The organism is Mycobacterium sp., from assembly GCF_032159565.1.
Lineage (GTDB): Bacteria > Actinomycetota > Actinomycetes > Mycobacteriales > Mycobacteriaceae > Mycobacterium.
The window spans coordinates 1-12,621 of sequence record NZ_JAVHWR010000006.1 but is presented as its reverse complement, the minus strand read 5'-3'; the positions used below and the strand labels follow the sequence as shown (position 1 = coordinate 12,621).

The following is a 12,621-nucleotide window of genomic DNA, read 5'->3' as shown; positions in this document are numbered from 1 at the left end:
CACGAGATTCCGACCATATGGACCCCGCGGCGAGGCGTCATTCGTCGTGGACGTGGGCGGCGGCCAAGTATCCGTTGGCGTCGGACACGGACCAGATAGGCGCATAGCGCCAGAACAATGGCGACGCCGACCGCAGAGTGCCGGGACGATCCGCAAACGCCGCAAGCGGCCATCGCTGGATTCATCGTCAACCGCCGACACCTCACCACAACCCTTTAAGTACCCTTCGATGACGCTGCTCGACGTGACGGCAACGCGGATCAGGACCAGAGTTCATGTGAACCGCTGTGGGGCAAGGCGGTCAACGCACTTGGGTGCCGGCTGCTAGCCGATAGGAAGAAGTTCCAGTCAGTGGGTACGTCAATGGGGGTCAGCAGGGCCGACAAGCGCTCGACCAAAGGCCATCGTGGAATTTAGCCAGAGAATGACCAGTCGTCGAGTGAGGACACCATGCGCATCAAACTGACTTACATCACACCGCTAGTCGGAACGGCGGCTGCGGCGGTAGCGATTCTCGCCGCGCCAATTGCCGCGGCCGATACCGGGCAGTCGTGCTCCGCGGACGGATCGGGAACCATCTGCCAGTCACCGGGCAATGCGCAGATCAACGACGCCCCTCCGCCCGTCAGCTACTACCCCTACGGCGGAGAAGCGTTCCTGCTTTGACGCGGCGACTGTCGCGTCGACCTGTACTCCCGCCAGCCTGAATTTGCGCTTCTCGGCTGGCTGTCGGTGCTGCCGACCAGCAGCCCGATCCGCGAGTGCGGCGAGGGGTTACGCAGTGCGCCGACGATTCGGCTGTGTCGTCCAATTACGCCGTTTTCGATGCCCAGCCCCAGATGAACGTGAGCACAATACGGCTGGCGGGAGAATTGATTTGGGGGTGAGCAGTGACGACGGGGTTCGCCGAACGGCCAGAATGGAGATCGTCAAATTCTGCATGCCCGCGCGTTGGTCCGCTGGTGATGGACGGCCAAGCTCGTGACCTGTTTGTCGACGACCTCTCGTGCCAACTGCTCAACGGCGTGACCGACGCGCTTCGGCAACGGGCCTTCAGAAGTACTACCGCACGTCGACAAGGACCTCGGTGACTGCATCGAAACGACCGTCCACGCCGGATGCTTCCGGAGACTGGAGCCCATTGCCATCACCTTCTACCAACCGGTCATGCTGACGCCGGCCGATTTGATTCGCGGAGCGGTCGCGCGACTGCGAACGCGCGATCCCGAGGGCGATGCGCTGCGCCGTGCTGTCCGCGCGGCAGTCGTCGTTCCGCTGGCGGCCGCGGTGAGTTTTTTCGTCGTGGGCGGCTCGCAGGCACCGTTGTTCACGATCATCGGCGCGTTCTGGTTGTTGGTGTTGGTCGACTTTCCGGGGAACCGGCAGGGCCGTGCGCTGGCCCACTGCGGCGTGGGACTCAATGGGGCCGTTCTGATAACGCTCGGCACACTCGTGGCTCCTATGCCGTGGTTGGCGATAACGCTCATGTTAATTCTCGGTGTGGCGGTGACGCTGGCCGGTGTTCTGAGCGCGACGATCGCCGCCGGACAGCGGGTGACGCTGTTGGCCTTCGTGCTGCCGGTCTGCACGCCGATCGGACCCATCGGCGAACGGCTGTTGGGATGGGCAATCGCCCTGGTCGTCTGCGTGCCGGCCGCGCTGTTCTTTCTTCCGCCCCGCCACCACAGCGAGCTGCGCCGGCACGCGGCGCAGGTGTGCGGTGCGCTGGCCGACCGCCTCCAGTGCGTCGGGTCGGCGGCGGATATGTCGCGGGCGATGGATGCGCTGCGGGCCAACTTCTTCGACGCCGACTTCCGCCCGGTCGGCTTGACGGCCGGCAGCCGGGCCCTCGTGCGGGTGGTCGACGATCTGGAGTGGGTCGCCGACCGAGTCGACGAGAACACCGGCGCTGCCCTTGCAGAAATGACGGAGCCCGCCGTCACCGTGTTGCATTGTTGTGCGCGCGTGCTCGATGCTTCCCGCGTCTCCGAGCGCGCGGTGGACCATGCCGGACTGGACGTCGCGCTGACGGAGCTCCGCGTGGTGGCGCGCGGGCGATACCGCGAAGACATTGGCGCCGTACTCAACGAGTATGCCGACGCCTCGGCAGTCGCTGTCGGCCGTGCGCTGCTGTTCCGTCGGACCATCGCGACCACCATTGGCCTGATCGGACGCGTCATCGCCGCCGCCGCGGCGGCCGACGCGCGCCCGGTATGGGCGCGAGCGCTCGGCCTGCGCCTAGCGCCCACCGGGGCGGCTGACCGGTTGCTCCCGGAAACCGTTGCCGTTCGGACGATCCCCATTGGATTTGTCGCGACCCGGTCGGTGGCGGCACGCAATGCGGTCCGCACCGGGGTGGGACTCGCGTTGGCTGTGGCAGCTACTCACTTGTTTCCGGTGCAGCACGGATTCTGGGTCGTGCTCGGCGCGATGGTGGTGATGGGCAGCAGCGCGTTGACTACCGGGACGAAAGTTGTTCGGGCCGTGACCGGTACCGCTATCGGGGTCACACTGGGCGCCGCCCTGATCGCAGTTGTCGGTGTCAAGCCCGAAGTTCTTTGGACGCTGCTTCCGATAGCGGTTTTCGGGGCGGCCTACGTTCCGCGGGTGGCCTCGTTCGCCGCCGGTCAGGCCGCGTTCACGATGACCGTGCTGATCATCCTCAACCTGATCGCTCCGACAGGTTGGCGGCTGGGTGTGCTGCGAATCGAAGACATCACGGCGGGCGCGGCGGTGGCCGTGGTGGCGTCGCTGCTGCTCTGGCCCAGGGGGGCTACCACGTCGGTATACGCCGTCATCGACGCCGCGCTCGATATCGGTTCGCGCTATCTGCGAGCCGCTGTGTTACGCGCCACGCGCGGCGCTTCGGAGGACACCGATGACAACGTCGCTGCTCTGAGCCACGACGCCTTGGTGGTCGGCCGAACCGTCGACGACGCTGTGCGCCACTATCTTTCCGAGACCGGCATCGAAGCCGACATGCGCTCCCCGGTGGTACGGGCGGCCAATCGCACGGTCCGATTGCGTAGCACGGCAGACATCATCGCTGATATCAAAGTCCCGCCGCCGCAGTCGACGTATCCGCGTGCACGCGCTGTTCTGGAAGCCCACGCCGACGCCGTCGGGGCCCGACTTGCCGGTATCACCGCTCAGACCAGAGGTCCGATCACTGACGAATTCGTGCTCGCGCTGCGCGCGGAGTCCACCGGCGACGAGGCGGCGGTCAACTCGGCGCTGCCTCTCGTGACAATCGCGGCCAACCTTGGCGAGCTCGAGCTGATCTACCCGGCGCCGACCACGGTCGCTGCCGCACGCGCACTTCAATGAGTCTGGCGCCCACCGCCAACCAGTTGTGGAGCTCGGCCGGAACCCGGGCGCTGGCGCCCGGCAGAAACGCGTCGGCGAAGCCAGTCCGCGCCCGCAATTCCGGCACCTGGGCCGCCCACTGCGCGGTGATCGTCGGCGTCATTGTTCGAATGTAGGAGCCGATTCAGTCGGCGATTTCGCCGGCCAAGCACCCACCGTGGTGGGGCGCCTGATGGCCGCGAAGGTGATCAAGACGAGGGCCACGGCTAGCAGAACGGCGGCGACAGGTCCGTCGCCGTAGGCGAGGCCTCCGGACTTGATCGGCTTACTCAGCCAATCCGCGACAGAGGCACCAAGCGGCCGGGTGATGAGGTATGCCCACCAGAATGTGACGACGCTGTTGAGGCGAAAGCGCCACCAGCCCAACGCCGGAACGGCCATGACGACGGCGAACAGCACAATCGATCCGACGAATCCGAAGTGCAGTTGGCTGGCCGTGAGGTCGCCGGCGGCGGTTCCGAGGGCAAACGTAAACGACACTGTCAGCCAATAGAACACCTCGCGGCGTCGTGTGGTGATGCTGTGTATAGACAGTGTGTGCTCAACGCGATACCACGCCCACAAGGTGGCCGCGACCGCGAGGGCGCAGACCAGGGTGGACGTCCCGAAGGAGACGCCGAGCTGGTGGTGGAGGGTGTCGGCGGCCATGGTGCCGAACACGGCGATCATCATCACTGCCGCCCAGTAGGTGAAGGCGTTGTACCGTCGTGTCCGAAACTGAACCCACAGGGTGAATGCGAAACCTGCTGCGCCAAGGCCGAGGCCGACGAAGCCCATCGTGCTGAGCAGGTAGTCGGATGCTGCTTCACCCATCGCGGTCGTCAGCAGCTTGATGACCCAGAACGTCGCCGTTATCTCGGGCACCTTCGCCGCGACAGGCTCGTGTCGTCTGCGAACTTCGTTATCGACCGTCATGCTTTCCTCTCGCTCGCCGGATGGGGCGATTCAGGTTTGGCGCTGGAGCGCCTCGGGCGGTCCAACCAGGCAGGGGTCCACACCACCGTTCGGCCACGGCAGGTACTTTCAGAATTCCGTTGCACCAAACCGATGCCATCACCGGTGACACGACTTCCGGCCCCCCGTGAGCCAGAACCTCATCTGCCTGCCACCGTGAAATCCGACTGGTTCGCACCAGTTCGCGACTGTTCAAGAGCTGCGTTGCAGGAATTGGCTCTTCGAAAGGAGTACAGAGCCGGTTCCGATTAGCAAGCGTTGCCACCCACGCTGGCAGGTATGTGACGCTCCGGCTGGCGGGGCCTGCAGATGCGGGACAGCCGTGACGACGTTTCGACGCCGAGACGGCAAACTGTTGTCATGGCCAGCAAAGCCCGCGGCGGGGAGGTGACGCCTACATCGCCGGTCCGGTTAGACATTAAAAGAATTCGTCAAGACGAATCAGACCTGCTCGCGTCAACCACCTCCGGAGCCAGCAGTCCGGACCGCCAATCCGTGCGCGACGTGCTCCTCGTAGCGCTGACGGTCGCTTCCGGAGCGGTCGACGCCATCAGTTATTTCGGCCTGGGAAAGATCTTCTCCGCGTTCATGACCGGAAACATTGTGTTCCTGGGATTCGGGATAGCGGAGACTGAGGGCCCCGATGTAATACCCGTGCTTGTCGCGCTGTCCATGTACGCCCTGGGCGCCTACCTCGGCCTGCGGTTTACATCGCGGCGTACCCAAGAACCCGGATTGTGGCCGCCCGCAATGACGGTCTTGTTAGGTCTCGTGGCGGTCGCCGAGGCCTTCTTCCTTATCGGGTGGTTGGCAACGACCGACCACCCCTCGGCCCAAATTGCCTACGTGTTCATCGCCCTGTTGTCGCTCGCAATGGGTATCCAGACCGCGGCGGTTCGATCGCTCGGCGTGCAGGGGATATTCACGACAGCGGGGACCTTTACCCTCGTCGCATTTGTGGGCACCTTCACAGGATCCCGGTCACGGGCCGAGATGCCCCGCCTAGCCGGCGTGCTCCTGGGGTTGATCGTAGGCGCCGTCGCGGGCGGATTGTTATTCCTGCACGCGCGCAGCTACGCCCCCGTGCTGCCGCTCGTGCTCACCATCCTGGTGCTCCTGATGGGACGGTCCATGCATAGTGCGCGGCGAATCGCGTGAACCAAAATTGAACTGTCCCGCCGGGTGCCTCACACCTGCGCCCGGGAGCTGGTCGCGGCGTCGAAATGATCGGCACAGCAACAGAAACGCCAGACCGGTCGGAGCCGGTGACAGCTGCAACGCGCCGTAGCTTGCGCGCGCTAGAGGCCCGTCGGATACGTCTCGTGCAGCTCGCCGGCGGTCCACTCACTGGTCAACTCGAGGGGCTCGAGGGCGCGCGTGTTGTCGATGTGGATCATCGCGTCAAATTGGTCGGCCGGCCGCACGTGGAAGTAGTGGCTCTGCCGTTCTGTCGCGGGTAGATAGATCACCCCGATCGCACGCCCAAGCCAGATATCATCCAGTGGCTCGACGGTTGGTCGGCCGTCGTCGCGCATCTTCACGTAGAACACGTCCTTGTCGGTTTCGTGGAACAGTTCCTCGACGCTGTTGGGCAGGCCGGGTCGGACGATCTTGCGCTCTGCGATCCCGCCCCATTCGCTGGCCGCTGTCACGGTTCCGGTGTAGGTGCTGAAACCCATCAGGCGCGTCTTGCCGGGGTAGAGATCGCGCGCCAATGCGCCCAACGTGGTTTGGCCGTCCGCGTAGACCTCGGTGGCACGGGCGTCGCCGACGTGAGAGTTGTGCGCCCACACCACGATTCGGGATTGCCTAGCATCCTCGTGATCCAGGTGCTCGAGCAAGGCGTCCAGGGTGTCGGCCATGTGCTGGTCGCGCAGGTTCCAGGAGTTGACTCGACCGCTGAACATCGCGCGGTAGTAGCCCTCGGCGTCGCGAACGAGGTGCGCGTTACGCTCGGCGTAGAACGCTTCGTCCTCGGCGAGCAGCCCGTTGCGGCGCGCGTAATCCACCGAGTTCTGCTGGAACTCCATCAATTGCTCGACGGCCTGCTGCTCGCACGACTGGCCCGCACCGAACGCCGCAGCGAATCCGTACGCCTGTCCGTCGTCGGCTGCGGACGCATGGTCGAAGCACGAATAGCGTTGACGGGCACGGGCCGCCGCCTCAGGGTCCACCTTCTGCAGGTAGGTGATCACAGCTTGCATCGACCGATGCATGCTATAGAGGTCCAGACCGTAAAAACCCGCCTGCCGCCGCGCCACCACCCGGCTATTGCGGTCACGCAACCAATCGGCGAAGTCGCGAACGACGGTGTTGCGCCACATCCAGGTCGGAAAACGCTCAAATCCCCGCAACGCCTCCTCGGCCGTCTCGTCCTGACCGATGCCGCGTACGAAGCGATTCACCCTGTACGCGTCGGGCCAATCCGCTTCCGCCGCGACTCCGAGGAACCCCTTGCGGTCGATCAACCATTTCGTGATCTCGGCGCGGGCCTTGTAGAACTCGTGCGTGCCGTGCGAACTCTCGCCGATAAGTACCACCCGGGCGTCGCCTATGAGCTCATCCAGCACCTGAAGCGGCGGAATGCCGTCGGGTGCGTCAACGGCGATGCGGCGAACCTGATCGGCCGGGCTTTCTACAACTGCCGTCGGCGGGGCGGGAGTCGTCGGGGTCTCGAGCAGCTCGCGCACCTCCTCGTCGCTGACTTGGCTGAATTCCCAGTAGGATTCGCCGACCGCGAGGAACGGGTGGGGCATCGACGCGCATACGACGTCGTCGACGAGTCCAGCGAACTCCCGCCACGTGGACTCCGGAGCCGCCGGTACCGCGATAACGATCTGCGCGGGCTCCCTTTCACGAAGCGCCTGCACCGCGGCCAGCATGCTCGCTCCGGTGGCCAGTCCGTCGTCGACAAGAATCACCGTCTTGCCGGTCACGTCCGCCGGTGGCCGGCCACCGCGGTAGGACGCCTCGCGTCGAACCAACTCCCGCCCCTCGCGCTCGGCGACTACGCGTAGTTGGTCCGGCGTGATGCTCAAGCCCCGCAGCACGTCGTCGTTGACCACGACGCGACCGCCGAGCGCCATCGCTCCCACCGCGAGTTCCTCACGTCCGGGGGCTCCCAGCTTGCGGACGACGAAAGCGTCCAGCGGGACGCCGAGCGCCGCGGCCACCTCCCAAGCGACCGGGATGCCGCCCCGAGGCAACCCCAGCACCACGACGTCGGACCTGCCGCGGTATGCGTGCAACAGCCGGGCGAGCACGCGGCCGGCCTCGCGGCGATCGCGGAACACCCGGCGCCGTGGAGGCGTCGTTGTTTGAGTCATCGTTTCCGAATCAACCTTCCGACCCCTTACTCACCAGTCCTCTTGCGACGGCCGACACTGGTTGCCGACAGTCCTTGGATAGCTGAGCCAGCACCGAGAACGCCGTGACGGGGTCAATGGCGAGACGCTCCATCAGGATTCCTTTAGCCTGTCCGATTAGCTCGCGGTTGCTGACGGCCTTGCGGTATCGCTTCTCGCGGCGACAAACCTCTAGGACGGCTTCAGCGTCGCTGGCGAACGCCAGACCAATCAATTCACCTTCGGCCCCGAACGCATAAGGCTGAACTGCATACAGGTTCAGCGCCGTCTTGGAGCGATGGCGGCTGAACAGCGGCACGGACAAAATTGAGCGGATGGGTGTGATGGCTGCGGCCTCGTCACTGAAGTTCGGCCACCGCTTCTCACCGTCGAGGTCGTCGACACGACGCGCCTGGTGTTCGCACGCCGCGTCCAAACCGGGACCCTCCCAGTAGCGCTGCTGCAGCTTGTTGAGGTACCGGGGGTAGCCGTCGGTCGAGGCGAGAGTACGAACGACGGTTCCCTGTCCGACGAGCATGATGCTGGCGTAGTCCACCGCTGGCAGCTTCAGTGCAGCTGCAGTCGTTAGCGCCCATATCGCGCCCGGATACACGTCGACTCCCGCGCGCACGTTTTGGATTAAGTGTGCGATCGCGACATGAATGCCGGTTTCGCCGTGCACCAGTTGATCCGCTACCTCGACTGATTGCTGCATGCCGACCCCTCACCCCTGACTCCCCGACCAAGAGTCTGGCAATCTGAAGCCGTTGTCGCGAGCACCCCGAGGGTCAGAAATCGCAAACCTCATTCGTCCTGACAGCACGACCGTCCTCGACGCCGCAGTCACTCGTTCAGCGCGCCACAATCCGACTTACGCACATTGCCCTCACGCCGTGCGGCAGCCGGCTGGTAGTCGTTCGATCCCGTCGTATTCGTCTCGGTGGCCGATCGTTCTGCCGCTAGCGACCCGGGGGATTGGCGCTGTGATGCTCAGCCGGCATTTCCCGGGCGGCAGTGCGTGGCCACCCTCTACCCACGACCGGTCGTGATTACACTCCGAGGGATTTTGAAGCGACTATAGTCAGCGGTTGCCATGCCCATAGAGGACATCTTTGACGCGTCGCCGCGTATTCAGACGACCGATGTCGATGAGGCGACCGAGGTCCTGTCGCGCGTGTATCTGCCGGTGAAACTCCGGCCCGCCGGATCCAATTCGCTGGATATGGACTTAAAGGCTGAAGAATTTCCGATGTTGACAGCGGGCTACCTTCATTTCGGCACGGATGTCTGCATCCGCGGAGATGACGTACCTGCCTACTACGTCGAGGCACCATTGTCGGGCACCGCATTGAATTCGTGGCGAGACGGCCGGTTGGAAAAGACCACGGCCGGTTCGGCCGCGGTGTTCACGCCGGGTATGCCGGTCGATCTCAATTGGTCTGGCGATTGCCGCGAGATCTGCATCAAGATCACCGAAGAACAGATGCAGCGCCAGCTGGAAACGATGTTGAACCGGCCGGTGCGGAAACGAATCACCTTTGCCCGCAGCTTGAGCTTAAGTGCCCGAGCAGCCAGCGACTGGTTTGGGTTGGTCCGCCTGCTGGCGCGCGAGGCTGGGCAAGACGACGGGATCCTGGCTCATCGACTGGCCATCGACAATCTGCAGCACCTGTTGCTCCAGGGCCTGCTGCTCATACAGCCGCACAACTATGCCGAGGCGCTCGCCGAGGAGGAAGCTTGCGCAGGCACAGCGGTGGTCAGACGTGCGATCGATTTGATGCACGCACATCCCGAAACACCCTGGGCCACCGCCCACCTCGCCCGCGCCACCGGGGTGAGCGCCAGGGCGTTACAGAAGGCTTTTCAGCGGTCCGGTCAGCCACCGCCGATGACGTATCTGCGTCGGCTAAGGCTGCACAAGGCGCACGCCGAACTAGCAGCCCATGGCCCGAACGAGCTCACGGTCACCGCCGTCGCAAGTCACTGGGGATTCCTGCATTTGAGTCGTTTCGCCGAGCAATATCGCCAAGTATTCGGCGAAAGCCCATCGGAAACGCTTAAAAACGAGCTCACCGGGAGCGCGGAAGCGCCTCAGTGACAGAGGGATGAATTCCGAAACACCCGGTCCGCTTCGATGCATCCAACTTGCGTGCGACCCGCCGGTCCGGAGTGCCGGTATCCAGGCTCGTAGCCGAGGACTACAGCTGCTCATCGGAGGTACCCACGAAGGTTGCGACTCGACCTGCTGATCGTTTTGGTCATGCGGGATCGGATTGGCCGCGGTTGCAGTGGCGCCGATGGTCGGGAGCCGTCGCAAAATGGATGGGTTTTGGCCGCTCCGCGGATATCGCAGGGCTTGGCAAACCGATTCACTGCTGAAGTGAATCGGTTTGCTGAAGGACACGTGACAAACGGCGATGATCCGCAGAAGCCCTGGAACATCCGTATCGAATGGGAGCGGTCGTCGGCTAACACCACCGTCGTACACGTTTGCGGAGACTTGCGCGGCGATGCTGCCGACAGTCTCCGGAGGACTCTGGCCGGCCAGCTAACGGGCACGCCCGAGTTGCTCGTGATAAACCTGTCCAACACCGTCGAGATAGATTCGGATGGCATCGACGCGTTGCATTCAGTTGCCGAGCTAGCGGACGAAGACGATATCCGATTCTGCTTGGTGGTCCCGCCGAAGGGCGCAGTCCGAACTTGCCCGAAGCTTGTTGAGTTGACGAAGACGTTCCAAACCTTCTCGTCGATCACCGAAGCGCTGCAACACCCCCGTGACCGCGCACCGTGTCCGGGTGGTTCTGACCAAATCTGGTAGCTAGCGGTTCGACTCAGGAGGCGGCTCCCGCCCTCGCAGCTTCAGCAGCTACTCCGAACCGGGGCCGCGTCGCCGGTTCGGGCGGCCGCGCGCACTTTAGCGAGGCTAATCACAGTGTCATCGCATGCGCAGGCGGGCAGTCACCCCGACGCAGAATCAGGAATTGATCCGCCAGCCACACCAAAGCCGGACCGTTCGGATCCACTCCCGGGAGCAGATCTAGCATCGTGTAGGCATCACCTACGCACTGCGCCAGAAAATCCCGTTCTTTCTTCTCCAGCCCAGCCTGTGTCGTCATGGTGAGATTCCTTCCCAAGACCGTTGTGGAGCGGCGATCCCGCCCCTTCGGTACCTTGCCGCACGATCCGGCCGCAGTCGTCGGCCCGCAGGCACGACTAAGCAGCGTCCGAATCGTCCTTGGGAGACAGATGAAGTGCCTTCGCACCGCGATCCGTTCAAGCGAAAACCGTCGTCTAACGAACATGCGTCGGGACGGTCTTGTTGACGCTACTCATCGAACCGCTGACGTTGCCGGACGCCGTAGGCGGCCGCTTTGACACCGTCGTCGTCCTCGAGTCCGGATCCCAGTGCCCCGCCGACAGTAGCGATGGAGGCAACCAACCACGCAAGCGACAGATAGTCGGCAACAGATACCGGATGACCGAGTGTTTGAGCGAACACTTTTGGCATCAGCGTGATGCCGGCCGCAAACAGCATTGACAGGAACAGCGCCACGTGAAGCACAGTGACGCCGATGGTCAACGTGACCAAGGTGGCCGTGTTGTAGAGCGTTGACCGGACGCGTTCGGCGGAGGACTTTGGACGCTCCCAGAGTTCGTGATCAAGGATCAGCCAGGCGACCATTGCTCCGATGGACAGGATGGTGGTCGCGCACATTCGCCAAGGTCCCATCGTGTCGGCGAACAGCCAAATTGTGTCGGTTGCGAGCCCCAGCGCTCCGGATCCGAGCGCAACCACGAGCACCTTCGAGAGTCCAACCACCAACCGCCACGGCCGATTCGCACGCACCATTCCGGCCAGCAGACGAAGCCGCCGAAAGCCCCGTGGGGCGAAGAAGCGGACTCCTTCGCTGCCCTCTGCCGAGGGTAACCGGGCGGCACTTCGTGGTCGAAGTTCAGGTTGTTTCGTCACCACAGCCATGACCAGTACGACCAGGCCAAGCACGCGGCGCGCGACAAACGCGGCGCCGACGCCGGCAACGGAGATGAGTCCGAAACGGTGCTCCACGCTGACTTCGGCGATAACTGGCAAGGTGTTGTCTCGACGGGGCAAGTCAGTCATATAGATGACGACGTCGGCGTCCTCCTTCGACGGCTCGACGGATTCAATGACCTCGGAAAGGGACGCTTGTTCATCACGTAGATAGGGCTCGATCCGAACGGAGGTTTCCCACCGCACCGGTGAACTCGGCCGGTCGGCGAGTTCGTCCGGCAGCGAATCGGCTATGTAGTGGGCCAGTCGTTCCGGCACACCGGGATCGGCGATGAGCAATACCGTGCATGTGCGACCCGGTCCGCTCAATGCCGACTCCTGACAGTGGCATGCGATACCACCGGCCCGACATACCCTTTGGGTCGCCACTCAAACGGACGATGGAGACACATGTCTGCACAGGCTGATGCGGTGGACGCCGCTGTTCCGCGATCAACAAGTCGCGTTGCGGATCGGCGAATCGGCGATGTCGTTTCGGGTGCTATCTCCATGTCCGCAGTGGGATGATGGTTGTGTACCGCCGGTAACGGCAGTGCGGGGTGTGTAGTGACGGCGAATTCGAGTAGTGCAATGAGTCGGCGGCGTGGGATGTCCCATCCGGTGGCCCGTGGTAACGCGCGCCCGCCGCCAGGTCATATCGGTCCGTGTCCGGACATGCCGGAGACTTCGTCGTGGTGTGGCGGTTTGGCTGCTGTCGGGGTCGGTTTTCGGGGTGGGGGTTGGTGTGAGCGGCGTTTCGGCTGGTGTGGGTGACGGGGTGGTGGCGGCGGAAGCGTTGTCGTCGAATTTGGCTGCGTTGTCGCGGATTGAGTGGGATGACCGCGACGCGACGGAGATTTTGCGGGTGGCTGCCGAGGCGGTGGGCACGGTGTCGCCGTGTCGGGTGGAGGCGTGTTTCTGCGC

Annotated in this window: 11 protein-coding genes; 6 read left to right on the top strand and 5 right to left on the bottom strand. The window is 63.9% G+C overall.

Going from position 1 to position 12,621, the window contains the following annotated elements; translation table 11 throughout:
• Nucleotides 1–450 precede the first annotated feature (450 nt).
• Both QOC76_RS00700 and QOC76_RS00695 read left to right on the top strand, forming a co-directional pair.
• Complete coding sequence (locus QOC76_RS00700) at nt 451–666, top strand: hypothetical protein (RefSeq protein WP_526353128.1); 216 nt, start codon at nt 451–453, stop codon at nt 664–666.
• 501 nt (nt 667–1,167) lie between these two features.
• Nucleotides 1,168–3,327 carry an FUSC family protein gene (locus QOC76_RS00695; protein WP_526353126.1) on the top strand — a complete coding sequence of 720 codons (2,160 nt, stop codon included), beginning with the start codon at nt 1,168–1,170 and terminating at the stop codon, nt 3,325–3,327.
• A 138-nt stretch (nt 3,328–3,465) separates the two neighbouring features.
• Here QOC76_RS00695 and QOC76_RS00690 read toward each other — a convergent pair whose 3' ends face one another.
• Entirely contained in the window at nt 3,466–4,281 is an 816-nt protein-coding gene (locus QOC76_RS00690) for a COG4705 family protein (RefSeq protein ID WP_526353124.1), read from the bottom strand.
• Between the two features lie 399 nt (nt 4,282–4,680).
• Between QOC76_RS00690 and QOC76_RS00685 the strand changes: the two genes are divergently transcribed.
• Entirely contained in the window at nt 4,681–5,478 is a 798-nt protein-coding gene (locus QOC76_RS00685; protein ID WP_526353122.1) for a YoaK family protein, read from the top strand.
• Nucleotides 5,479–5,618: 140 nt separating this feature from the next.
• Here the strand turns inward: QOC76_RS00685 and QOC76_RS00680 are convergent, their stop codons facing one another.
• On the bottom strand, nt 5,619–7,646 hold the full coding sequence (locus QOC76_RS00680) for an erythromycin esterase family protein (protein WP_526353120.1): 2,028 nt from the start codon (nt 7,644–7,646) through the stop codon (nt 5,619–5,621).
• 10 nt (nt 7,647–7,656) lie between these two features.
• Nucleotides 7,657–8,346, bottom strand: a complete 690-nt coding sequence (locus QOC76_RS00675) for an ANTAR domain-containing protein (protein WP_526353118.1) — start codon at nt 8,344–8,346, stop codon at nt 7,657–7,659.
• 411 nt (nt 8,347–8,757) lie between these two features.
• Between QOC76_RS00675 and QOC76_RS00670 the strand changes: the two genes are divergently transcribed.
• Together QOC76_RS00670 and QOC76_RS00665 are read left to right on the top strand one after the other, a co-directional pair.
• Nucleotides 8,758–9,762, top strand: a complete 1,005-nt coding sequence (locus QOC76_RS00670) for a helix-turn-helix transcriptional regulator (RefSeq protein WP_526353116.1) — start codon at nt 8,758–8,760, stop codon at nt 9,760–9,762.
• A gap of 132 nt (nt 9,763–9,894) precedes the next feature.
• On the top strand, nt 9,895–10,485 hold the full coding sequence (locus QOC76_RS00665; protein WP_526353114.1) for an STAS domain-containing protein: 591 nt from the start codon (nt 9,895–9,897) through the stop codon (nt 10,483–10,485).
• 109 nt (nt 10,486–10,594) lie between these two features.
• Here the strand turns inward: QOC76_RS00665 and QOC76_RS00660 are convergent, their stop codons facing one another.
• Together QOC76_RS00660 and QOC76_RS00655 are read right to left on the bottom strand one after the other, a co-directional pair.
• Nucleotides 10,595–10,783, bottom strand: a complete 189-nt coding sequence (locus QOC76_RS00660) for a hypothetical protein (RefSeq protein WP_526353112.1) — start codon at nt 10,781–10,783, stop codon at nt 10,595–10,597.
• 209 nt (nt 10,784–10,992) lie between these two features.
• Nucleotides 10,993–12,027, bottom strand: coding sequence for a hypothetical protein (locus QOC76_RS00655; RefSeq protein WP_526353110.1), 1,035 nt, complete (start codon nt 12,025–12,027; stop codon nt 10,993–10,995).
• Between the two features lie 367 nt (nt 12,028–12,394).
• Here QOC76_RS00655 and QOC76_RS00650 point away from each other — a divergent pair.
• Nucleotides 12,395–12,621, top strand: a 227-nt coding sequence (locus QOC76_RS00650; RefSeq protein WP_526353108.1) for a hypothetical protein, incomplete at its 3' end; no start/stop codon positions are given.